Genomic DNA, 22,069 nt, shown 5'->3' on the forward strand with positions numbered 1-22,069 from the left:
CCCCCCTCCCTGACCCTCCCCCACAAGGGGAGAGGGAACGGCGAGGGTGCTGCCCTTCGCCAACCCGTGGCCCAGAAATGCCAGAGTGCAATAGCTCAACCCCCGGTTCCCCACCCGGGGAACCTCGCCCTAACCTAGATTAAATTTCGCAACGCACCCTCTTGGCGCGTTGCGTTGCACAATGTTGACACGATAGGCAGCCATAATCTGGGCACTGGGCGAGCCACATCGTTTGTTTCGCGTTTCCAGTCTTCGTTCCCGCCATCAGATGGCCCCGGTTGGCCGGCGGGCGCGCCAGAAGGCTCACTCCATTTTTTCATTATCGTGAGGGACGACCATGACAGGTGCGACTGATCCGTTTTCTGCCTCGATCATTCCGTTCGAGGTTCCCGAGCAGATGCGTGCGTTCGCCGAAAAGGGCGTGTCGCAGGCCCGCGAAAGCTACGCCAAGTTCAAGGACGCGGCCGAGACCCACAACGGCACCGTCGAGGCCGTGTTCACCTCGGCCTCCAAGGGCGCGAGCGAGTACACCGCCAAGCTGGTCGAGTTCATGAAGGCCAACAGCAACGCCCAGCTCGACTTCGCCCAGCAGCTGTTCGGCCTGAAGTCGCCGGCCGAAGCGATGGAGCTGTGGACCGGCCACACCCGCACCCAGCTTGAGACCTTCCAGTCCCAGGCCAAGGAGCTGGTCGAGCTCACCCAGCGCGTCGCCGCCGAGACCGCCGAGCCGATCAAGGCCAGCGCCTCGAAGTTCTACAAGCCCGCCGCCTGATCTGGCCGGCTGGTTGTCGATCAGAAACCCGGGCTGAAAGGCCCGGGTTTTTCTTTGCCTCTCCCGCTTGCACACGTGGAAATCCAGGAAGGTCGTCATGTCCGGGCTTGTCCCGGGCATCCACGTTCTCAGTGCCGCGGGCAAAGGCGTGGATGGCCGGGACAAGCCCGGCCATGACGATGTGGAAGAGCTTGAAGCGTCCGAACGTGATTTCGGCTGGTTTTTCACCCCACTGCGGCCTTGCCAAACCGGGCCGTTACACCTAGTTTCCGCCCCGTCCAGCCCCCCTCGGTCGACGGCCTTTTCAGGTAGCCTAAGGGCGGCTCGCCAGGATGCAGTTGTAGCTCAGTTGGTTAGAGCGCCTGTCTGTGGAACAGGAGGTCGGTGGTTCGAGCCCACCCAACTGTACCAATAATTCAAGTGTTCGTCGGCAATGCAATGCGGCTGCAGTAGCGACCGCGAATCGCCCTGCAGAGTTGGCCGCGTAGGTGCCTTTACGCGTCGACTAAGGCCCTTCATGCAGTATGGACACTGCCCTGTGTATCGATGTAGCGCGAACCTAGACTGAGGACATATCGCTTCGCCTCGGCAATGGTCGGAAAGCCAGGCACAGGATACGGCGGCTGCCAATAAGTTGGCCCGGTCCCTTTGTCTTGATTCTCCATGCCTTGTCCGTCCCGGCAGAACTTGCAACTCGCCTCGTGAATTCGCGCCCGACCGCTCGGGGGAATGACCTTGACGTGATATGCCATAGCGCCACCTACTTCCCGTAAAGAGCACAACCTATTCGGCTAACGTCGGGGCCAGGGGAGGGCAAGCCAATGACGGCGGGGAGAGCGGCAGGACGAGACCGGACTTGTGTTTCGCTCCAACGCTACCTGAGCGAGCAATGAGCACGGAAGCAAAGCCGCCAAGTGCGCCGTACGAAAAGGCCATCGAAGAAAGTGCCAAGGCTGTCCAGAAGGCCACTGAAGCCGGGCGTGAGTTGGGAGCATTCGTCAAGCTCATATTAGGCCCGGGTTTTGCTGAGCTAGGTGGTGCATTCGCAGACTGGGCTGCAGTCTACAGGTATGAGCGTGCCGTTGAACTTGCGCACCGCGTCAAGCGCATACACAAGCGCCGAGGGGCGCACCGTCTCCATCCCGCCGCGTCTCGGCATTCCCTTACTTCAGCAGGCCACATTAGAAATGACGACGTTCTGGTCAGCATGTGGTCGACGCTGATTGCCAATGCTACTGATCCTATCAGGATGACCGAAGCTCGAAGGTCGTACTGCGGCCTTTTGAGCTCGCTAGAGCCGTTGGACGCCTTGGTCCTCAGGGAAGTGCAGAGGTGGCGAGAAGCTCATTCGGACAGAGACACTGCAATTCCATCAGGCGGATTAGATGACTATCAATTAGAGGCGCTCCGCTCCAAGTGGCCAAACATCGCAACTTTGGAAGAGAATCGTGACGTTCCGAAAAGCAGTTTCGCTCTCTCTCTCTCTCTCTCTCTCTCTCTCTCTCTCTCTCTCGAAAATCTTGAAAGGCTCGGCTTGATTTTCGACTATGTGCCGCGACATGACGATGAAGTTGGTGGGATCGTAATTCCCAGTCAAATGGTCCCTGTCACGCACGATCATGCGCTGATTGACCTTACGCACACGGGGATTGCTCTGATGGTTGCTTGTAGTGAGTAGTCGTGATGGGCCGCAAAGCTGAAAATGGTGCCAAGCGAATTACAGTGATGCTAGAGCCGAGGCTACCGCCCATGCTGTTGCTTCAGACAACAAGCATTGGCCACAGCAGGAGCAGAAAGATTATAGCCGGGAATTACGGTGACAGTGCACCAAACTTTCGTAGATGACCCCATCGGCAACGCTGCTCAAAACCAGCTTTGTGCGCGGTCACCGTAGCTCCTCGGTTCGCAATGCGCTATCGGTAATGAGCCAAGACGTTCATGGACAAGCAAGCCAAGCGGAAAAGATCGTGAGTTTCTTCGAGCGTCTCAAGACAGAAGCATCCGTTGAATGGCGGGCCTACACCGAACATCCCTTCACGAAGGGATTGGCAGACGGCTCGCTCCCCGAAGCGGCGTTTCGTCACTACCTCGTTCAGGACTACCTGTTTCTCATCGAGTTTGCTCGCGCCTACGCGCTCGCGGTCTACAAGTCGCCCAGGCTTGCCGACATGCGTGAGGCAGCGGCCGGCCTGTCGGCCATCCTCGATGTCGAGATGAACCTGCATGTGAAGCTCTGTGCCGATTGGGGTCTATCCCCGGCCGACCTTGAACAGGCCCCTCCGGCGGCCGAGATGCTGGCCTATACACGCTACGTGCTCGACGCGGGAATGCGCGGCGATCTGCTGGCGCTCAAGGTGGCGCTTGCCCCCTGCGTGATCGGGTACGCGGAGATCGCAACGCGGCTTTTCTCGCGACCCGATGCTGGCGCTGCGACGAACGCCTATCGCGTCTGGATCGCCGAGTACGCCAGCGTACCGTACCAGGAGGTCGCTGCCAAGGCGCGGGCGCACCTGGAGCATCTCGCCGATCTCTACGCCACGCCGGCCCGCGAGGCGGAGCTGATCGCGATCTTCAAGGAAGCCACGCGGCTCGAGGCAGACTTCTGGGAGATGTCCTGGCGCGCGGGCCAGCGCGTTCAATAGCCCTTTCGGCAGTCATCAGAATTGCGGTGACAATGCACGAATCTTACGCAGGCACGCCCCTCACGCAATCATCGCCTTGATCTGCGCCGTATCCGCAAACTCAATCAACTCCGCGATCTTGCCGTCCTGAAATCTGAACAGGTCCAGGATCTCGGTGCTGAAAGTCTTTCCGGTCGGGTGGTGTCGCACGTTGACGCGCGAATGGACGGCGACGCGATCGCCGTCGACCAGCTCGGCCAGGATCTCGCGGCCTTCGAAGCCGAAGTCGGCGATCAATTGACTGAAAGCCCCACGCAGGGTCGGGTGGCCCTGCATACTCCCCGTCAATTCGAGCGCGCTCTTGTCACCCATCAAGGTGAATGCGCCCTCGGGATGAAAAGCCGACACCAGGCCCTCGACGTCGCCGTCGCCGCGCGCGGCGTAGGCGGCCCTGATCAATGCGAGCATGTCTTCGCGCTGTCCCATGTCACCCTCCCTGCACACGTATCAGGGCAGCCTAGCGACCTTTGCGTGTAAAGGCAAAATCATCGAAATGGGGGGCGAGCGCTCGGCGCGCCACGAAGCAGGATCGTTGACTTTCGTTCCCCGGGTTCAGGAGAAAACCGCAGTCAACAGCGGCGAACCTTTTCAAGGCCTTGGGTGTTTGTAGCTGCGGCAGGACGAACAACGCTGAGGGAGCTGAGACATGAACGGAATTATCTATCTGGTCGGCCTCGTCGTCGTGATTGCTGCGGTGCTCTCGTTCCTGGGCCTGCGCTGATTAGCTGTTAAGCCCGGTGAGGCGGCGCAGCGTCGCGCGCTAAGCGCCGACACCTCACCTCGCCACCACCCACACCACCACCGGCAGCGTCACCGCCGCCAGCAACGTCCCTAGCGCGACCGCGCCCGACACCGGGTTCACGAGCCGCTGATACTGCACCGCGAAGATATACGCGTTGGCGCCGGTCGGCATCGCCGCGAACAGCACGATGACGCCGGCGGCTAATGGCGGCAGATCGAGCAGCTTTGCCAGCACGAACGCCGCCGCGGGCATCGCTGCAAGCTTCAGCGCGCACATCACCAAAATGCTCAGCTTCTCGCCCTTCACTTCGAAGCGAAACAAATTGATGCCGAGCGCGATCAGCGCTGTTGGCGAGCCTGCCTGCGCCAGCAGCTCGATGGTGCGGTCGATGACGGGCGTGAGGCCGAGGCCGGTGAAGCGCCAGACCACGCAGAGGCCGATCGCCAGCATCAGCGGATTGCGTGCGAGATCTGTGAGCACCGGCCATATCACCGACAGCGCCGAGCCGGTCCGCTTGCGGCTGACCAGCTCCATCTGCAGGATGCCGCAGAGCCAGAGCAGCGGCGTGTTCACCGACAGGATCAGCGCCATCGGCCCCGCGGCCTCATTGCCGAGCGCCGATAGCGTCAAGGGAATGCCGAGCATCACGATGTTGCCGTAGACCGAGCCGATCGCGAACACGACACCGGCCTCGCGCTCTTCGCGCCGCTGGCGCAGCAGCGCCGAGATCGCCAGCGCCGCGATCCAGATGATGGCGAGCGCGCCGTAATAGGCACCCCACATTCTGAAAGGGCTGACATCGGGGAATTCCGAGACGACGATGGTGCGGAACAGAAGGGCAGGGATCGCGATGCTGAAGGCGAATTCGCTGATGCCCTTGTGCGCGCCCTCCGAGACGAAGCGAAACAGCACCGCGGCATAGCCGGCCGCGATCAGCGCAAACACCGGCGCGACGATCAGCAACGTGGCCATGCGCCCTACGCCCCCAGCCCGATGATCCTGTGCGCCATCCGCACATTGGCATAGTCGATCATCTTGCCTTCCAGCGTCACCGCTCCTGATGACGGTGGCAGTGCTTGATTCTGATTACGGTGACAGTGCACAAAAACTTCCGCACCGCAGAGCGCACGTTAGCCGCAACGCTGATCAAAGACAATTTGTGCACCGCCACCGTAACTGATTCTGAGGACTGAGGACGCCGTGACGACCTCTTCCCGCCACCACCAACAGGTTGATGTTGAGAGCGATCACGCCGCTCCGCCTGCGCAAAGTGCTCCATTGTCCTGTCGACGACGAAATCAGAGGCCGTCCCGGCCGCTCTTGCCTGCAACCTGCAGCCCATGGACGAGTTTACGTGGAAATCCGGTAGAAGTCCGGGGAAAGCGGCCGGACGGCAATTGCCGGACGGCAATCTCGTGTAACCTGAATGCATTCTTTTTATTGATCGGGACCCCATGGCCCTTGCCGCCGACCGCCTCCTCGCTGCCGTCGAAGCGATCTACGATACGGCAGCGAGCCCGTCATTCTGGCCATCCGCTCTTGGCAAGATCGCAGACTGCTTCGATGACGCCGGCGCGATCCTGCAATGGCGAAGGGACGACGGGGCTTTCGGAGCCCTCGCCTCCGAAAGCCTCGCGCCCGCGCTCGCCGACTATGGGACGCGTTGGGCGCAGCACGATTTCAAGGCCGAACGTTGCGTCTCGTCCGGCCTTTATGTCAGCGGCGAGCCCTTCACCGATCGACACATCGGCCCGATCGACGACGCCTACCTCAACCATCCGTTCAGCAGGGAATTCCTTGCAAGGCACGGTTTGGGCTGGTTCGGATCGATCGGGGTATCACCCGACCCACGGATCCTCGTGGCGCTCAGCGTGCAGCGAGCCTTCGCCAAGCCGCAATTCTCCGAGGCCGAACTGGACCTGATAGGGACGCTCGGGCGCCACGCCGAGAAATCGTTGCGCCTGTCGATCAGGCTGCTTGATACCGAACTGGCCAATCTCGGCCTTGGCGACGCCCTTGCGCGGATCGGCATCGGCGTGTTTGCGCTGGACTCGTCGGCGCGTGTGCTGTTCGCCAATCCGGTTGGGGAAAGCCTTCTCGGCGAGGTGTTCGACCTCGTGAACGATCGTCTGCGTGTTCGCATGGCGGCGAGCCGGGCGCCGTTCGAGGCCGCTATGACGCAAACGCTTCGCGCCGAGGCGCGCGATCTGCTGGCCGAGCCGAGACCCATTCTCGTTGAGTCGAGTGCAACAGGCCGGCGTTTCGTCATCTACCTGCTCCCGATCACCGCCGGCGCACTTTCAGACAGCCATTTTCTGACCCGCACGCGAGCGATCGTGCTCGCGATCGAGCAGAAATCTGCCGAGCCGCCGGATCCCGCCATCGTGCGGGACATCTTGGGCTTGACGCTCGGGGAGGCCAGGATCGCCTCGCTGGTGGGTTCGGGCGTTCCGCCGAAACAAGCTGCGGGCCGGCTCGGGATTGCGGAAGACACGGCGCGCAATGTGCTGAAGCGCGTATTTCAGAAGCTCGGCATATCCAGGCAAAGCGAGCTCGCGGCGCTGCTCGGCCGGCTCGTGTTGCGAAGGCCTTGAATCATCGGCCTTGCATCCTGGCGCACCCACCAACCCTCAGGCAATGAGCGGATGTTATCGGGAGGAAAATCGGGAGCGAAGGATGCGCGTCGGGAATGGCTTGTAAGCGCCGCTACGACCCCAGTCCGATGATCCGGCGTGCCATCCGCACATTGGCGTAGTCGATCATCTTGCCGTCGAGAGTCACCGCGCCCTGTCCTTTCGCCTCCGCCTGCTCCATCGCCTCGACGATCAGCCGCGCCTGGGCCAGCTCCTGGTCCGACGGCATGAACGCGCGCAGCGTCGGCTCGATCTGGTCGGGGTGAATGACTTGCTTGCCGTCAAACCCCATCGCCGCCGCTTTCTGCGCGCTGCTTTCGGTCAGCCTGGAATCGCGGAACGCACCGCAGGGGCCGTCGATGGCGATGAGGCCGAACGCGCGCGCGGCCACCAGCAGGCGCATCATGGGATAGGCGAACAGGTCCAGGGGAGCGGACGCGTAGCCGCTTTGCGCCGATCCCACATGGCGGTAGCCGTCCGGCGACACCCCGATGTCGGAGGAGCGGGCGCCGATCGACGCCGCGAAATCGCCGACGCCAAGATGCAGCGCGGCGACGCTGTCGTGACACGCGGCGAGCGTGTCGACATTGACGAGGCCGAGCGCCGTCTCGATCAGCAATTCCAGCGCGACCGGGGCGGGGCGATCGGAGCCCGCGGCCCGCAACTGCTCGGCGATCGCAGCGATATCGCCAGCGCGCTCCGCCTTCGGCACGATCACCGCATCCAGCCTCGGAAGTGCCGCCAGCGCGCGGATCTCCTGCGCGATGAAGGCGCTGTCGACGGCGTTGATCCTCACAGTGACGCGCTTGTTGCCCCAATCGAGCGCGGAGAGGGATTGGACGGCCTCGTTCAGTGCAAGGCTCTTCTCGGACGGCGGCACCGCGTCCTCGAGATCCATGAACACGGCATCGGCAACTGAGGTCGCCGCCTTGGCGACGAGGCGGGTGCGATGCGCGGGGACGGCGAGGTAGGCCCGCGTTGGCCGCAGCGAGGTCATCGTCACGTCTCCTGGCCGAGGCCGAGTTCGCTGAGGATGGCTTGATTATGCTGTCCCACATCGGGCACCGGATCCATCCGCGGCATCAGGCCCGGAATGGTCAGCGCGGGCAGGAAGCTCATCAGCGGCCCGCACGGCGAACCGACGCTCTGCACGCGGGACCGCGCATGAAGCTGCTCATGCGCCAGGAAGGCCTCGACCGAGTTCAGATGCGCGTTGGCGATCGAGGCGTCGTCGAGCAGCCGCAGCACCTCCTCGCTGGTCATCGATGCAAAGCGCCGCTCGATATGGGCCTGCAGATCGTCGCGGTTCTGCATGCGCAGCGGATTGGTGCGGAAGCTTGGATGATCGGCAAAGCCGGCATCGCCAAGGACATTGCTGCAGAGCGATCGCCATTCCCGGTCGTTCTGGATGCCGAAGAAGATGGTGTTGCCGTCGCCGACCCGGAACGGACCGTACGGCGCGATGGTCGCGTGCTTCGCCCCGGTTCGCGGCAGCGGCCGGCCCGTGCTTTGGGTGTAGAAGGCGGGATAGCTCATCCAGTCCGTGATGCTGTCGAACAGCGAGGCCTGGAAGGCCGTGCCCTTGCCGGTCCGCTCCCGGCGGTACAGCGCCATCAGCACGCCGTTGAGGATGTACATGCCGGTGGCGATATCGACGACCGACAGCCCGACCTTGGCCGGCTCCGCCTCGGTGCCGTTGACGGCGAGAACGCCGGCCTCGCACTGCACCAGCAGATCATAGGCCTTCTTGTCGCTGTAGGGGCCGCCAGTGCCATAGCCCGAGACGTCGCAGGCGATGATGCGCGGATACTTTTGCAGCAGCGATGCGGCATCGAGGCCGAGCCGCTCCGCCGCGCCAGGCGCGAGATTCTGGATGAACACGTCCGCCTGCGGCAGCAACGCGTCGAGCACCTCGCGGCCGCCCTCGCTCTTGATGTCGATGGCGAGGCTTTCCTTGGACCGGTTGGTCCAGACGAACTGGCTCGACATGCCGTTCATCACGTGGTCGTAGTCCCGGCAGAAATCCCCAGTGCCCGGCCGCTCGATCTTGATGACCCGCGCGCCCCAGTCCGCCAGGTGCCGGCTGGCCAGCGGCGCTGCGATCGCCTGCTCGAGCGAGATCACCGTGACGCCCGACAGCGGCAGCTCCGCCTCATTCCCTTCCATGCGACCTTCCTCCTCGCCTTGCGCTTTTCGACCAGCGCAGGAGACAAGCCGACCACTCCACGCGCATCTTTTTTGAGGATGACATGATGCCCCTGTTTTGCCCGACGTGTCAAATTTGATTTCGCTTAATCCTAAGAAATGAAATGCTGAGGGGTTACCGTGGCTTGGCTACTGTGCATGGGGTTGTTTTCGCAGTTTTGTGTTGGGTGGCACTCTTTCCTTGCGCACGGCTGTCATCCCCCACGTTCGTGTGGTCGTCATGCCCGGGCTTGTCCCGGGCATCCACGTTCTGAACGCTGCGTGGCAAGGCGTGGATGGCCGGGACAAGCCCGGCCATGACGTCGTGGATAGGTCGCGTCTCAAACGCTTTCTGGATGACTGCGGGGCGCCCGGCCAGGCGACGACGGCGGTGAAGATGGCCGGCCGCCCGCCTGTTGCCGAGACCGCACACGTCGCGGCTTTCGCATCCCCCTCGGTTGCCAACGAACCGCCGTTCACCCACTATTCCCTCCTGTTCGACATGTGGGGGAATCGATGCCGGCGCTTCGCTTCAAGACATCCTTGGCCGCTGCCACCCTCGGGATGGCGCTGGCCGTGCTGATCCAGCCCGGTGCCGGCTTCGCCTACACGCCGGAGGAGCAGCAGGCCTGCACGCCGGATGCGATGCGGCTGTGCGGCGAGTTCGTGCCGAACGTCGATGCTATCACGGCCTGCATGATCAAGAAGAAGGCGCAGCTCTCGCCACAATGCGCGGTGTTCTTCCGCCGCGGGCCGGAGCCGGGCGAGGCCCGTGCCGGCAGGCCGACCAACATCGCGCCCAAAACCGCGAAGAAGAGCAGCAAGCCGGCGGCCAAGAAGAAAAAGACCAGCGACGGCTGAGCGGCACCCGCCTTCCTTTTTGCGAAACTTCGTAAGGTAACGGACTCCTTTTGTTCGCGCGGCTGGCGTGAGCTTGCGACGCAAGCACGTTGGAAAAGAGTCGGATGCGGGTTTGCGCGGCGAGGTTGCATTCCGCTTTGTCCCGAAAGGACTGCTCAAAAAACGCATCCACGCTCGCGCACAGCGCTCGATTGCGGTTCTTGTCGCGCCTCGCACATCGCAGTGTGACTCAAAAGCCAGCACGCCTTGTTATTTCGTGACCCCAGCGCAACTCTCGATAAATTTATCTTTCACGAATCAGCGCGGTGATTCATTTTCGTAGCCTAGGGTCAATCTGGAGGCCGAAGGTATGAACGTTATTGTTTTTGCATCGCGTAAAGGCGGCTCGGGCAAGAGTACCCTCGCCGCGCATCTCGCCGCGCAGATCAAGGCGAGCAAGCAGGTCATGCTCGTGGACGCGGACCCGCAGGGCTCGCTCACGCTGTGGCACAAGCTGCGTGGCACCAACGAACCGCCGATCAAGGCGGCCGTGAACTCCGTCAGCGGCATCGTCTCCGCTGCCAAGCGCGACGGTTATGAATGGGTGTTGATCGACACGCCGCCGAACCTCTCGGCCGTCGTCGACGACGCGATCCGCAACGCCACCATGGTCGTGATTCCCGCCCGTCCCGGCGTGTTCGACGTCAACGCGGTGCAGGAGACGATCCAGATGTGCCGCGCGGCGCGCAAGCCCTATGCGGTCGTGCTCAACGGTGCGCCGGCCAAGCGCGACGAAGCGGAAAGCCCGATCGTCACCATTGCCCGGGAAGCGTTGGCGAAATTCCGTGCTCCGGTGTGGGGCGGCCAGATCACCAACCGTTCGGATCTGCTGATGGCGCTGAGCCATGGCGAAGGCGCGCGTGAGTACCAGGCCGAGAGTCGTGCGGCTCAGGAAATCGCAAGGCTGTGGGCGGCGATCGAGCGTTCAGTGAAGGCCATTCGCGGTACGGCGTCGGCGTCCGGCGCAATGCACAAGCAGGCTGCTTAATTTTTTTATAATTCATTCCCCGGACGAAAAACGCGCGGAAGTCCGCGCGTTTTGCGTTTCCGGGATCGGTGGCGACGAGTTACGCCACCATCAGCATGTAGAACACGATGACCGGCGACAAAGTCAGGATCACCGACCAGATCCCGACGGCCCAGAGAATGTCCTCGGTGGTAAAGCTCTGCTGTCCGGCGTCGTAATGCGACGCCATCTCACTATGACTATTCACAAATGCCCCCGCGATTTCTTCGCTTATGGGCGTGAACGATACGCGGGATGTTTTAAAATTCCGGCTTGCAATCCCGCTCGCATTTTGAGCGCATTTGCGACCGCCCTTTAACCATCCGCGCGAGCAGCCGCCTCAGGCGAGCCAGACCCGAAACAGCAGCACCGGCATCAGGCCGAGCATCACCGCCCAGAACCCGAACGACGATACGACGATAATTCCCTGCAAGAGATCGGTCGGCGCGAACTGGCTCGCGGCCGTAGGCCGGGTGCGATGTCCCATGGTCATTCCCCCTATGAGAAGGCTTTGCAGGACAACGATAGGCACCAGAGCGTAAACGAGGCGTGGATGCACCATGCGGCGGTTGCGAAGGGCGTTGGGGCGCGGTTAACCAAGGGGCCTGTCTTCCCCTCTCCCCTTGCGGGAGAGGGTGGCTCGCCGCGTAGCGGCGAGACGGGTGAGGGGTTCTCTCCGCGAGAGCACCTCTTACGATCTGAGTTCGCGGATAGAAACCCCTCATCCGGCGCTTCGCGCCACCTTCTCCCGCAAGGGGAGAAGGAAGAGCAAACTACGCCGCCACCCTCGTCCGTCGCTCGATCTCGCGATCGATCGTGGCCGCGAGCTCGCTGCTGACTTCCACCATCGGCAGGCGCACTTCGGGGCTGTCGATGAGGCCGCATCGCCACAGCCAGTACTTCGTCGGCGCCGGGCTCGGCTCCGTGAACAACAGGCGCGTCAGGTCAGCGACCTCCTGCCAGCGTGCCAGCGCCGCGTCGTGGTTGCCGCGCTTGGCTTCCGCATACACGGCCGCAAACGTTGCTGTCTCGACATGGGCCGACAGCACGATGCCGCCGTCGGCGCCGTCACCGAGCGCCTCGAAATAGTTCGCGTCCTCGCCGGTGAGCACGCGAAATTCCCTCGGCCTGTCGCGCAGCAGCGCGATCGATTGCTCGCGGCTCGCGCCGCAATCCTTCAAGCCCACGATGTTCTTGTGCTCGGCGAGCCGCAGCATGGTCTGGTTGGTGATGTTCACCGCGGTGCGATAGGGAATGTTGTAGAGCGCGAGCGGCCAGGCGGCGTGATCGGCGAGCGTCTCGAAATGCGCCAGCAGCCCGCGCTGCGAGGGCCGCACATAATAAGGGCTCGCGATCAGATAACCGTCGATCGGCCAGTCCGCAGTCTCGTCGAGACGTTCCTTCAGCCGCGATGTGTCGGCGCCGGACAGCCCGAGGCAGACCGGAACGTTGCGGCGGCCCGCCGCAATCTCGTCGCGCACGATGGCAACGAGACGTTCGAGCTCGGCCTCGCGCAGCGTCATGCCTTCACCGGAGGTCGCCCCCAGGATGAAGCCGTCGATGCCTTGCGCGCCGTAGTGCCGCGTCAGCCGCCGCAACGACCGCTCGTCGAGCGCGCCGCCCTGAAACGGCGTCACCAGCGGCAGCCACAGCCCGTGCAAATGATCTTCAAGTCCGGTCATGTTTCCATCTCCTTCTCGGGAAAAAAACCTGAGACGGAGGGCACATGAAAAAACCCCGTCCAGGCGGCGGGGTTTTCGGGATTTGCAGCGATGACGAAGCTTAGCTAGTGCGCGCAAAAATCCGAGGCCCCGGGATGGGGGCCTTTTTTCGAGATTGCTGCGCACGACTTCGTGATCATTTGCAAATGATGCGGGGTATGCCTGGAACTGTCAATACACGCGGAAGGCGAAGGCCGAATTGAACAAAAAAAAGCCGGGCCCAAAGAGCCCGGCTTAAGGTATTGGCCACGTGAGGCCGACACAATCACCTTCCAAGAGGGATTACTGAACTCCCGCGCCACTGGAGGAGGGGGACAAATGCGCAACGCGAAGGCTCAGCGTGCAAACAGTATGAGCTTGACGAGCGCTCTGCAGCAACAGCCGAGGCCGCATGTCAGTCATGCGGAAATCAGGACGGCCAACGCTGCGCCTTGCTGACAACGAAGTCGCGGAACACCTGCACGCGCGCGACCGTCTTCAACTCCTCGGGATAGACAAAATACGTATCGAGCTGGATCGAATCCGACTCGCCGAACAGCTGCACGAGTTTGCTTTGTTCCTCGACGAGGTAGTCGGGCAGCGCGGCGATGCCGAGGCCCTGCTGACAGGCGCGCACGAGACCGAGGATGTTGTTCACCCTGAAATAGGCTTCGCGCGGACCCGAGCCGTTGCGCCCGGCTTCGACCAGCCAGTTGCGGTTCTGCAGATGCGGCGCGAAGTTGCCGTCGGCGAGCGTGATGATGCGGTGGGAGTCGAGCTCCTCCAGCGTGCGCGGCGTGCCGAAGCGCTTGATGTATTCCGGCGAGCAATAGGCGTGGAAGCCCATCGCGAACAGCTTGCGCTGGATCAGATCCGGCTGCGTCGGCTTGCGGGTGCGGATCGCGACGTCCGCCTCGCGCATCGACAGATCGAGCTCCTCGTCGGTGACGATCAGCGAGATGCGGATCTCCGGATAGAGCGCGGTGAACTCGCCGAGCCGCGGGATCAGCCAGTTGATGCCGACGCCCGGCGTGGTGGTGATCTTGAGGTCGCCGCTCGGCCGCTCGCGGCTGTCGGTCAGCTTGGCGCGCGCCGCCTGGAGCTGCATGAAGACGTCATGCGCAGTGCGGAACAGGAGGTCGCCCTGCTCGGTGAGGATCAGGCCGCGGGCGTGGCGGTGGAACAGCGAGACCGAAAGCTCCTGCTCCAACGCCGAGACCTGGCGCGACACCGCCGATTGCGACAGGCCGAGCTGCTCGCCCGCATGCGTGAAGCTGCCAGCTTCCGCCGCTGCGTGAAACACCTTCAGCTTGTCCCAGTCCATATCCGTAAATCCGTCGCGTGTTCGAGGCATGATCTTTATTCCGCTGCCGCGCGCTCGCTGGCGCGCAGGGCCAAGAAACGTTCGGCCTCGAGCGCTGCCATGCAGCCGAGGCCTGCGGCCGTCACGGCCTGGCGATAGGTCTCGTCGGCGACGTCGCCGGCGGCGAACAGGCCGGGCACCGAGGTCGCGGTCGAGTTCGGAGCGACCTCGACATAGCCCGAGGGTTTCAGCTTGATCTGGTCCTTGACGAGCTCGGTCGCCGGCGCATGGCCGATGGCGATGAAGACGCCGTCGGTCTTCACGTCCGTAAGTACGCCTGTCTTGACGTTCTTCAGGCGGAGATGAGTGACCTTGTTCGGGTTTTCGGTGCCGCAAATCTCGTGGACCGCCGAGTCCCAGATCACCTTGATCTTCGGGTGCTTGAACAGCCGCTCCTGCAGGATGCGCTCGGCGCGGAAGTGATCGCGACGATGCACGATGGTGACCTGCGAGGCGTGGTTGGTGAGGTACAGGGCTTCCTCGACCGCGGTATTGCCGCCGCCGACCACCACGACCTCCTTGTTCCGATAGAAGAAGCCATCGCAGGTGGCGCAGGCCGATACGCCGCCGCCCTGGAACTTGCCTTCGGACGGCAGCCCGAGCCAGCGCGCTTGCGCGCCCGTGGCGAGGATCACGGTGTCGGCGAGATAGACGTCGCCGCTATCGCAGGTGAGGCGGAACGGCCGCTGCGCAGTCTCCAGCTTGGTGACGAGGTCGGAGACGATCCTGGTGCCGACATGGACCGCCTGCTTCTCCATCTGCTCCATCAGCCAGGGGCCCTGGATCACGTCGGCGAAGCCCGGATAGTTCTCGACGTCGGTGGTAATGGTGAGCTGGCCGCCCGCCTGGATGCCCTGGATCAGAATCGGCTCCAGCATGGCCCGCGCGGCGTAGATCGCCGCCGTGTAGCCGGCGGGACCGGAGCCGATAATGACGACCTTTGCATGAACAGGAGCGGACATTTCGATGGACGCCTTTCACGGGGGATTTTGCAGCGCGGGCGCGGAACATGCCGGGAGGCCTCGCGGAAGCGCTGAAATATCAGAGCTAATCTAAGCCTTCTGGTGAGCTATGCAAGAATTGCATTCCCTGTCGGCGGATTTTTCCAACAGGGAACAAAAGTCTCTTGCACTGCGCGCGCAATAAAATTGCGCTGGTCGTGCGGACTGGGTATGAGGATTGCGATAAGCCCACCAATACAGCCGCAAAGGCCAGGAGTTCCAATCACGTGTCGCGGAACCTAGACGAGATCGACCTGAAAATTCTCACCGAGATTCAGGCCGACGGTCGAATCACGAATGTCGAGCTGGCCAAGCGCGTCGGCATCTCGCCGCCGCCCTGCCTGCGTCGCGTTCGCGCGCTGGAGGAGGAGGGCTACATCCACGGCTATCGAGGCCTGCTGGACGCCCGCAAGCTCGGCTTCGACGTCACCGTGTTCGCCGCCGTGCACCTGTCCAGCCAGGCCGAGGCGGATTTGCGCGCCTTCGAGGAGTTCGTCCGCGCCGAGCCCTTGGTGCGGGAATGCTGGATGCTGTCGGGCGAGGTCGATTTCATCCTCAAATGCGTCGCCCCTGATATGGCGACCTTCCAGGATTTCGTCACGCATCTCACTGCCGCCCCCCATGTACGCAACGTGCGGACCTCGCTGGTGCTGCATAACTCGAAGTATGAAGCCGCCGTGCCGCTGGATGTGAAGGGGCGGCGGTAGATTCGTCCTCTCGTGCCCAGGACGCGGCGCAGCGCTCCCGGCGATGCGAAGCATCGTCCGGAGCGGTGCGCCGCAGAGCCGGGCCCATCTCACCGCGTACCGTGTTGCCTTCTGGGTCCCGGCTCTGCGCCGCAACGCTACGCGTTGCAGCGCGTCCGGGACACGAGAGGGAGGGGCGCAGCTGCGCCACATTCCGTCATTGCGAGCGTAGCGAAGCAATCCAGAATCTTTCCGCGGAGACAGTCTGGATTGCTTCGCTCCGCTCGCAATGACGCGTGGAGAGCGTGCGGCACTCATGCCCCAGCAAGACGTCGAAACAAAAAAGGCCGCGCAGTGCGCGCGGCCTTTCGAAACCTCATCACGTGCAGCGGCAAATCTTTACCGCCACTCCACCTTGGTGATCTCATACGCCTTGGCGCCGCCGGGTGCATTGACCTCGACGGTCGAGCCCTTCTTCTTGCCGATCAGCGCGCGCGCGAGCGGTGAGGTGATGGAGATGCGGCCCTTCTTGGCGTCGGCCTCGACCTCGCCGACAATCTGCCACACCGTCTTCTTCTCGGTGTCCTCGTCGACCAAGGTCACGGTAGCGCCGAACTTGATGGTGTCGCCGGACAGTTTCGAGATGTCGATGATGTCGGCGCGCGCGAGCTTGTCCTCGAGCTCGGCGATGCGGCCTTCATTGTGGGACTGCTCTTCCTTCGCGGCATGATATTCCGCGTTCTCCGACAGGTCTCCGTGCGAGCGCGCCTCGGCGATATGCTCGATGATCCGCGGACGGTCTTCCGACTGGCGCTTCTTCAATTCTTCCCCGAGCGCGACAAAGCCGGCCTGGGTCATCGGAACCTTTTCCATCTCTTCTCTCGTCCTTCAGCTGCGCGCCCCCCAAAGACCGAGGGCGCGGCAACCTTGATTCGTCGGTATTCCCGGGGCTGAACACGCGCCCACCGGGAGTTATGTGGGTCTGGCGCCGGAACAGAACCACCACCTGGCCGGATCAGTTCCTCCGGCCATTGTGGCTTCATTGCCAATCACTTAGCGGAAGCGTCGCCGCCGCTAGCGATCAGGTTTCCGAAAAGTAGCTCTGCAGGGTCCGAACCTCAAGGTCCCCGCCAAGATAGGCGCGGATGCCCTGCGCGGCCGCCACGGCCCCGGAAAGAGTGGTGTAATACGGCACTTTATGCAAGAGGGCCGCGCGCCGCAGCGAACGGCTGTCGGCCAGCGCCTGCGGGCCTTCGGTGGTGTTGAAGACGAGCTGGACGTCGCCATTGGTGATGGCATCGACGATGTGCGGCCGTCCCTCCAGCACCTTGTTCACCTTCTCGGTCGGGATGCCCTGATCGGTCAGGAAGCGCTGGGTGCCCGAGGTCGCCAGCACCTTGAAGCCGAGTGAATGCAATTCGCGAACCGCTTCGGCAATACGCGTCTTGTCGCTCTCACGCACCGAGACGAACACCGTGCCCTTGCGCGGTACTCGCGTGCCGCCGCCGAGCTGGCTCTTGGCGAACGCCACTGCAAACGAGCGGTCGATGCCCATGACCTCGCCGGTCGAGCGCATCTCGGGGCCGAGCACCGTGTCGACGCCAGGGAAGCGCGCGAACGGAAACACCGATTCCTTGACACCGACATGCTTGAGCTGCGCCTTCTTCAGCTTGAAATCGGCGAGCTTCTCGCCCGCCATGACGCGCGCGGCGATCTTCGCGACCGGCGTGCCGACCACCTTGGCGACGAAGGGCACGGTGCGCGAGGCGCGCGGATTGACCTCGAGCACGTAGATCTCGCCGTCCTTGATGGCGTATTGCACGTTCATCAGGCCGACGACGTCGAGGCCGAGCGCGAGCTCGCGGGTCTGCCGCTCCAGCTCCTCGATCATTTTCCCATCGAGCGAGTGCGGCGGCAGCGAGCAGGCGCTGTCGCCGGAATGGATGCCGGCTTCCTCGATGTGCTCCATGATGCCGACGATGAACGTGTCCTTGCCGTCGCAGAGGCAGTCGACGTCGATCTCGGTGGCATCCGACAGATAACGGTCGAACAGCAGCGGGTTCTTGCCGAGAACGGTGTTGATCTGCCCGGTCTTGTCGTTCGGATAGCGGGCCTTGACGTCGGCCGGCACCAGCTCCGGCAGCGTGCCGAGCAGGTAATCGCTGAGCTGGTTCTCCTCGCGGATGATCTGCATCGCGCGGCCGCCGAGCACGTAGGAGGGGCGCACCACCAGCGGCAGGCCGAGATCGGTTGCGACCAGGCGCGCCTGCTCGACCGAATAGGCGATGCCGTTCTTCGGCTGCTTCAGCCGCAGCTTGTCGAGCACGCGCTTGAAGCGGTCGCGGTCTTCCGCAAGGTCGATGGCATCAGGCGAGGTGCCGAGGATCGGCACCTCGGCAGCCTCCAGCGCGCGTGCCAACTTCAGCGGTGTCTGGCCGCCGAACTGCACGATCACGCCGTGCAGCGTGCCGTTCGAGCGCTCCGTCGCGATGATCTCCAGCACGTCCTCGGCGGTGAGCGGCTCAAAATAGAGCCGGTCGGCGGTGTCGTAGTCGGTGGACACCGTCTCCGGGTTGCAGTTGACCATGATGGATTCGTAGCCGGCGTCGTGCAGCGCGAAGCAGGCGTGACAGCAACAATAGTCGAACTCGATGCCCTGGCCGATGCGGTTCGGCCCGCCGCCGAGAATGATGACCTTCTTCTTGTCGGACGGGGTGCTCTCGTCCGCGAGCGAGCCCGCAAACGGCGCCTCATAGGTCGAATACATATAGGCGGTGGGCGAGGCGAACTCGGCCGCACAGGTGTCGATGCGCTTGTAGACGGGGCGAACGCCGAGCGCGTGGCGCTTCGCGGTCACCTCGGCTTCCGTCGTCTCGGCAAGCACCGCGAGCCGCGCGTCGGAGAAGCCCATGGCCTTGAGCGTGCGCATGCCGAAGGCGTTGCCGGGCAGGCCGTTCTTCCTGACCTTGTCCTCCATGTCGACGATGCCGCGCATCTCGCCGAGGAACCACGGGTCGATCTTGCAGGAGTTGAAGATGTCCTCGTTCGACCAGCCGAGCCGCATGGCCTGGGCGACCTGCAGCAGCCGGTTCGGCGTCGGCGTGCCGAGCGCGGCACGGATCGCGTTCTTGTCGTCGTCGCGGCCGAGGCCCTCGATCTCGATCTCGTCGAGGCCGGTCAATCCGGTCTCGAGTCCGCGCAACGCCTTCTGCAGGCTTTCCTGGAAGGTGCGGCCGATCGCCATGACTTCGCCGACCGACTTCATCGAGGTCGTCAGCGTGGTCGAGGCGCCCGGGAATTTCTCGAAGGCGAAGCGCGGTACCTTGGTGACGACGTAGTCGATGGTCGGCTCGAACGAGGCCGGCGTGGCGCCGCCGGTGATGTCGTTGGCGATCTCGTCCAGGGTGTAGCCGACCGCGAGCTTGGCGGCGACCTTGGCGATCGGAAAGCCGGTGGCCTTGGAAGCCAGCGCGGAGGAGCGCGACACGCGCGGATTCATCTCGATGACGACCATGCGGCCGTCCTCGGGATTGACGCCGAACTGCACGTTGGAGCCGCCGGTCTCGACGCCGATCTCGCGCAGCACCGCCAGCGAGGCGTCGCGCATGATCTGATATTCCTTGTCGGTCAGCGTCAGCGCCGGCGCCACCGTGATGGAATCGCCGGTGTGCACGCCCATCGGATCGAGGTTCTCGATCGAGCAGACGATGATGCAATTGTCTTTCTTGTCGCGCACCACCTCCATCTCGTACTCCTTCCAGCCGAGCACGGATTCTTCGATCAGCACTTCGTTGGTGGGAGACGCATCGAGGCCACGCTCGATGATGTCGAGGAACTCTTCCTTGTTGTAGGCGATGCCGCCGCCGGTGCCGCCCATCGTGAAGGAGGGGCGGATGATCGCGGGCAGGCCGATCTCGGACAGCGCCATCAGCGCCTGGCCGAGAGCGTATTCCTGATAGCGCTTGCGGCGGTCGCTCTCGCCCAGCGTCCACTGCCGATCGTGTTCTTCGAGGGCCGCACCCGAGAGCTTCTCGCGTTCGGCCTGGCGTTTGTCGCGGAAGGACTTCTTCAGGGCGGAGGCGTTGGCGAGCCGCGACTTCGGCGTCTCGAGCCCGATCTTGGTCATGGCCTCGCGGAACAGCTGGCGGTCCTCCGCCTTGTCGATCGCGTCCGCGGTGGCGCCGATCATCTCGACGTCAAACTTGTCGAGCGTGCCTTGCAGGCGTAGCGACAGCGCGCAGTTCAGCGCGGTCTGCCCGCCCATGGTCGGCAGCAGCGCGAAGCCGCCGGGAATGACGTGACGTTCCTTCTCGATGATCTTGGCGACGATCTCGGGCGTGATCGGCTCGATATAGGTCGCATCGGCCAATTCCGGGTCGGTCATGATGGTGGCCGGGTTGGAATTGACGAGGACGATGCGATAGCCCTCTTCCTTCAGCGTCTTCACCGCCTGGGTGCCCGAATAATCGAACTCGCAGGCCTGGCCGATCACGATGGGACCGGCGCCGATGATCAGGATGGTGGTGATGTCTGTACGTTTGGGCATCAACTCTCGCCGGACTGGAATTTGGGCACAAAAAAAGGGCGCGCAGCTGCGCGTCCCTGTGGCCGAGAGCGCGGTGGTCGCCCTCGCGCGCGGGTGGGTCTTAGACCAGTTTTTGGGGCGGCGAAACCCCGAAAAACGCCCATCAACCGGCAATTTTGACCGGTTAGGGGAGGGGTGGGCTGCTTCGGGGGGCGGTCCGTCCGGGACGTCCGTCTACGCTTCCGCTGCGCTCCAGCTACGCCGGACACGCTTCGCCCCTTCGGGTCTTGCGTGGCTGCGCCACGCCCGGCTTCGCCCTTCGGGCTTCGCCGAGGCAGCCTTCGCACGATACGGCTTGCCTAGCCGAAGCTGGCGAAGCCAGCGAAGGCTGGAGACCCGGCCTGGATTTGAACCAGGATGTAGAGCGTTGCACCGCCCTCGCGTAGACGCTTCCGCCACCGGGCCGCGGCGATCATGACCGATTGCAGTGCGGCAAGCTACAACGGCTAATTGTTATGCTTAACGAACCAGAGGCGGCCGCGCGACGAAGGTCATGCGCCAGCGATTGTGGCCGATATTGGTGTGGGCGCGCTGGACCGCGAATCCGGCCGCCCTCAGCTTGGCGGTGATCTCGTCCTCGCTGTAGCGCTGCAGTCCGATGCGCGTCCGCAGGTGACGGTAATCCGACAGCGCGGTGCTGATCAGCCCGATCAGCGCGTCCTTCAGGAAGCCGTGGCGCAGGCCGAAGCCGAGCAGCGCCATGACGTCCCTGAACATGCCGACATTGGGCTGGAGGATGTCTCCCAGCACCAGCTTGCCCGAGGGCTTCAGGATGCGGTGGATGTTGAGGAGCGCGGCATCGAGCTCGTCCGGCGCCATGTATTGCGCGACCGAGTTCATCACGACGAGATCGATCGACTGGTCCTGCATGTTGCGAACGTCGTCGAGCGAGCGGACGCGGATCTTGGTGTTCGGAGCAAACCGCGCGATCAGTCGGCCGCGCACGCCAGGCGCAGGCTCGGCAAGGATCAGCTTGCCGCAACCAGCGGCCACCTGGCTCGCCGACAGGGCCTCGCCGCAGGCATAGTCCAGCACCGTCGCGTCCGGCGAGGAGATGTAGCCGACGATGTCCCGCGCGATGATCTGGAAGTGCAAGTCGCGATGCAGCTTGCTGACATAGATCGTATGCGTGGAGTCGTAATAATCGATCCAATCGTCCATGGTATTCGAGGGTCCCGGCCCAACGGTTCCGCCAAAGGAACCGGCGCTGTCCGCCTTGCGTTAGGGGTGCGACGGCGCGCCGTCAATGTCCGCGTCCTAACAGGAAGGTCTCCCGTGAGCAAAACCAACAACAAGGTCTCCCCCGAGCTCGATACACCCACCGATCTGGCGCCCGACGGGGTGAAGAAGATTTCGGAGGCGCTCAACGTGCTTCTGGCCGACGCCTTCGCGCTGTATCTGAAGACCAAGAATTTCCATTGGCACATCAGCGGGCGGCACTTCCGGGACTACCATCTGCTGCTCGACGAGCAGTCGGACCAGATCTTCGCCACCACCGACCAGCTTGCCGAGCGCGTGCGCAAGATCGGCGGCACCACGCTGAAGTCGATCGGCCAGGTCGCAAAGCTCCAGACCATCAAGGACAACAACGAGGACTATGTCCCGCCCCGCGAGATGTTGCGCGAGCTGATGCAGGACAACAAGCACGTCGCCGCTGCGATGCGCAAAGCGCACGACGTTTGCGACGACGCCGGCGATGTCGCCAGCGCCAGCATCCTGGAAAATTTCATCGACGAGACCGAGCGCCGCACCTGGTTCCTGTTCGAAGCCACCCGCCAGGAAGGCGGCAACGAGGCGTAGCCCGGTAATTCTTGTA

The 22,069-nt window shown here is 63.2% G+C and carries 20 protein-coding genes and 2 tRNA genes; 9 read left to right on the forward strand and 13 right to left on the reverse strand.

What is annotated here, in order from left to right; genetic code table 11:
• Positions 1 to 337: 337 nt before the first annotated feature.
• The 4 genes from IVA81_RS05505 to tenA all read left to right on the forward strand — a co-directional run bounded on the left by IVA81_RS05505 (position 338) and on the right by tenA (position 3,414).
• Complete coding sequence (locus IVA81_RS05505) at positions 338 to 772, forward strand: phasin (protein WP_091958388.1); 435 nt, start codon at positions 338 to 340, stop codon at positions 770 to 772.
• Positions 773 to 1,106: 334 nt separating this feature from the next.
• Positions 1,107 to 1,183: transfer RNA gene (locus IVA81_RS05510), tRNA-His, on the forward strand.
• 478 nt (positions 1,184 to 1,661) lie between these two features.
• Positions 1,662 to 2,450 carry an Abi-alpha family protein gene (locus tag IVA81_RS05515; RefSeq protein WP_247313431.1) on the forward strand — a complete coding sequence of 263 codons (789 nt, stop codon included), beginning with the start codon at positions 1,662 to 1,664 and terminating at the stop codon, positions 2,448 to 2,450.
• Positions 2,451 to 2,739: 289 nt separating this feature from the next.
• Positions 2,740 to 3,414: a thiaminase II gene (gene tenA, locus IVA81_RS05520; protein ID WP_247313434.1), complete on the forward strand. Its 675-nt coding sequence runs from the start codon at positions 2,740 to 2,742 to the stop codon at positions 3,412 to 3,414.
• Positions 3,415 to 3,474: 60 nt separating this feature from the next.
• On the opposite strand, the gene IVA81_RS05525 is transcribed toward tenA, so the two are convergent.
• Positions 3,475 to 3,879: a nuclear transport factor 2 family protein gene (locus tag IVA81_RS05525; RefSeq protein WP_247313436.1), complete on the reverse strand. Its 405-nt coding sequence runs from the start codon at positions 3,877 to 3,879 to the stop codon at positions 3,475 to 3,477.
• Between the two features lie 349 nt (positions 3,880 to 4,228).
• On the reverse strand, positions 4,229 to 5,167 hold the full coding sequence (locus IVA81_RS05530; protein WP_247313439.1) for an AEC family transporter: 939 nt from the start codon (positions 5,165 to 5,167) through the stop codon (positions 4,229 to 4,231).
• A gap of 482 nt (positions 5,168 to 5,649) precedes the next feature.
• Here IVA81_RS05530 and IVA81_RS05535 point away from each other — a divergent pair, with 482 nt between their 5' ends.
• Entirely contained in the window at positions 5,650 to 6,789 is a 1,140-nt protein-coding gene (locus IVA81_RS05535) for a helix-turn-helix transcriptional regulator (RefSeq protein WP_247313442.1), read from the forward strand.
• Between the two features lie 112 nt (positions 6,790 to 6,901).
• Here IVA81_RS05535 and IVA81_RS05540 read toward each other — a convergent pair whose 3' ends face one another.
• Positions 6,902 to 7,825, reverse strand: coding sequence for a CoA ester lyase (locus IVA81_RS05540; RefSeq protein ID WP_247313444.1), 924 nt, complete (start codon positions 7,823 to 7,825; stop codon positions 6,902 to 6,904).
• A 2-nt stretch (positions 7,826 to 7,827) separates the two neighbouring features.
• Positions 7,828 to 8,994 (reverse strand): CaiB/BaiF CoA-transferase family protein, encoded by a 1,167-nt coding sequence (locus IVA81_RS05545; protein WP_247313447.1) that lies wholly within the window; start codon positions 8,992 to 8,994, stop codon positions 7,828 to 7,830.
• 534 nt (positions 8,995 to 9,528) lie between these two features.
• Between IVA81_RS05545 and IVA81_RS05550 the strand changes: the two genes are divergently transcribed.
• Both IVA81_RS05550 and IVA81_RS05555 read left to right on the forward strand, forming a co-directional pair.
• On the forward strand, positions 9,529 to 9,873 hold the full coding sequence (locus tag IVA81_RS05550) for a hypothetical protein (RefSeq protein ID WP_247313450.1): 345 nt from the start codon (positions 9,529 to 9,531) through the stop codon (positions 9,871 to 9,873).
• Between the two features lie 349 nt (positions 9,874 to 10,222).
• Positions 10,223 to 10,900, forward strand: a complete 678-nt coding sequence (locus IVA81_RS05555; protein WP_200457091.1) for a ParA family protein — start codon at positions 10,223 to 10,225, stop codon at positions 10,898 to 10,900.
• A gap of 79 nt (positions 10,901 to 10,979) precedes the next feature.
• On the opposite strand, the gene IVA81_RS05560 is transcribed toward IVA81_RS05555, so the two are convergent.
• From IVA81_RS05560 to trxB, 5 genes are all read right to left on the reverse strand, one after another.
• On the reverse strand, positions 10,980 to 11,126 hold the full coding sequence (locus IVA81_RS05560) for a hypothetical protein (RefSeq protein ID WP_247313453.1): 147 nt from the start codon (positions 11,124 to 11,126) through the stop codon (positions 10,980 to 10,982).
• A gap of 132 nt (positions 11,127 to 11,258) precedes the next feature.
• Positions 11,259 to 11,405, reverse strand: coding sequence for a hypothetical protein (locus IVA81_RS05565; protein ID WP_247313455.1), 147 nt, complete (start codon positions 11,403 to 11,405; stop codon positions 11,259 to 11,261).
• Between the two features lie 286 nt (positions 11,406 to 11,691).
• Positions 11,692 to 12,600, reverse strand: a complete 909-nt coding sequence (locus IVA81_RS05570) for a 4-hydroxy-tetrahydrodipicolinate synthase (protein ID WP_247313458.1) — start codon at positions 12,598 to 12,600, stop codon at positions 11,692 to 11,694.
• Between the two features lie 448 nt (positions 12,601 to 13,048).
• Positions 13,049 to 13,972, reverse strand: a complete 924-nt coding sequence (locus tag IVA81_RS05575; protein ID WP_063197141.1) for a LysR family transcriptional regulator — start codon at positions 13,970 to 13,972, stop codon at positions 13,049 to 13,051.
• A 5-nt stretch (positions 13,973 to 13,977) separates the two neighbouring features.
• Positions 13,978 to 14,943, reverse strand: a complete 966-nt coding sequence (trxB, locus tag IVA81_RS05580) for a thioredoxin-disulfide reductase (protein WP_247313461.1) — start codon at positions 14,941 to 14,943, stop codon at positions 13,978 to 13,980.
• 266 nt (positions 14,944 to 15,209) lie between these two features.
• On the opposite strand from trxB, the gene IVA81_RS05585 reads away from it, so the two are divergent.
• Positions 15,210 to 15,689: an Lrp/AsnC family transcriptional regulator gene (locus IVA81_RS05585; protein ID WP_027547667.1), complete on the forward strand. Its 480-nt coding sequence runs from the start codon at positions 15,210 to 15,212 to the stop codon at positions 15,687 to 15,689.
• Between the two features lie 378 nt (positions 15,690 to 16,067).
• On the opposite strand, the gene greA is transcribed toward IVA81_RS05585, so the two are convergent.
• The 4 genes from greA to IVA81_RS05605 form a co-directional block, all read right to left on the reverse strand.
• Complete coding sequence (greA, locus tag IVA81_RS05590) at positions 16,068 to 16,541, reverse strand: transcription elongation factor GreA (RefSeq protein ID WP_018643807.1); 474 nt, start codon at positions 16,539 to 16,541, stop codon at positions 16,068 to 16,070.
• Between the two features lie 208 nt (positions 16,542 to 16,749).
• Entirely contained in the window at positions 16,750 to 20,214 is a 3,465-nt protein-coding gene (gene carB / locus IVA81_RS05595) for a carbamoyl-phosphate synthase large subunit (RefSeq protein ID WP_247313464.1), read from the reverse strand.
• 368 nt (positions 20,215 to 20,582) lie between these two features.
• Positions 20,583 to 20,658, reverse strand: a tRNA-OTHER gene (locus IVA81_RS05600).
• Positions 20,659 to 20,712: 54 nt separating this feature from the next.
• On the reverse strand, positions 20,713 to 21,414 hold the full coding sequence (locus IVA81_RS05605; RefSeq protein WP_247313467.1) for a class I SAM-dependent methyltransferase: 702 nt from the start codon (positions 21,412 to 21,414) through the stop codon (positions 20,713 to 20,715).
• 114 nt (positions 21,415 to 21,528) lie between these two features.
• Here IVA81_RS05605 and IVA81_RS05610 point away from each other — a divergent pair, with 114 nt between their 5' ends.
• Entirely contained in the window at positions 21,529 to 22,053 is a 525-nt protein-coding gene (locus IVA81_RS05610; protein ID WP_247313470.1) for a DNA starvation/stationary phase protection protein, read from the forward strand.
• The last annotated feature ends 16 nt before the right edge of the window (positions 22,054 to 22,069 follow it).

It is taken from the genome of Bradyrhizobium sp. 141 (assembly GCF_023074055.1).
Lineage (GTDB): Bacteria > Pseudomonadota > Alphaproteobacteria > Rhizobiales > Xanthobacteraceae > Bradyrhizobium.

Bases quoted from the DNA above. Each gene is read 5' to 3' on its own strand.
- IVA81_RS05505 (WP_091958388.1), top strand. From the start codon at position 338: ATGACAGGTGCGACTGATCCGTTTTCTGCCTCGATCATTCCGTTCGAG.
- IVA81_RS05530 (WP_247313439.1), bottom strand. From the start codon at position 5,167: ATGGCCACGTTGCTGATCGTCGCGCCGGTGTTTGCGCTGATCGCGGCC.
- IVA81_RS05570 (WP_247313458.1), bottom strand. From the start codon at position 12,600: ATGACCGGACTTGAAGATCATTTGCACGGGCTGTGGCTGCCGCTGGTG.
- IVA81_RS05535 (WP_247313442.1), top strand. From the start codon at position 5,650: ATGGCCCTTGCCGCCGACCGCCTCCTCGCTGCCGTCGAAGCGATCTAC.
- IVA81_RS05565 (WP_247313455.1), bottom strand. From the start codon at position 11,405: ATGGGACATCGCACCCGGCCTACGGCCGCGAGCCAGTTCGCGCCGACC.
- trxB (WP_247313461.1), bottom strand. From the start codon at position 14,943: ATGTCCGCTCCTGTTCATGCAAAGGTCGTCATTATCGGCTCCGGTCCC.
- IVA81_RS05525 (WP_247313436.1), bottom strand. From the start codon at position 3,879: ATGGGACAGCGCGAAGACATGCTCGCATTGATCAGGGCCGCCTACGCC.
- IVA81_RS05605 (WP_247313467.1), bottom strand. From the start codon at position 21,414: ATGGACGATTGGATCGATTATTACGACTCCACGCATACGATCTATGTC.
- IVA81_RS05555 (WP_200457091.1), top strand. From the start codon at position 10,223: ATGAACGTTATTGTTTTTGCATCGCGTAAAGGCGGCTCGGGCAAGAGT.
- greA (WP_018643807.1), bottom strand. From the start codon at position 16,541: ATGGAAAAGGTTCCGATGACCCAGGCCGGCTTTGTCGCGCTCGGGGAA.
- IVA81_RS05540 (WP_247313444.1), bottom strand. From the start codon at position 7,825: ATGACCTCGCTGCGGCCAACGCGGGCCTACCTCGCCGTCCCCGCGCAT.
- IVA81_RS05550 (WP_247313450.1), top strand. From the start codon at position 9,529: ATGCCGGCGCTTCGCTTCAAGACATCCTTGGCCGCTGCCACCCTCGGG.
- IVA81_RS05545 (WP_247313447.1), bottom strand. From the start codon at position 8,994: ATGGAAGGGAATGAGGCGGAGCTGCCGCTGTCGGGCGTCACGGTGATC.
- carB (WP_247313464.1), bottom strand. From the start codon at position 20,214: ATGCCCAAACGTACAGACATCACCACCATCCTGATCATCGGCGCCGGT.
- IVA81_RS05515 (WP_247313431.1), top strand. From the start codon at position 1,662: ATGAGCACGGAAGCAAAGCCGCCAAGTGCGCCGTACGAAAAGGCCATC.
- IVA81_RS05575 (WP_063197141.1), bottom strand. From the start codon at position 13,972: ATGCCTCGAACACGCGACGGATTTACGGATATGGACTGGGACAAGCTG.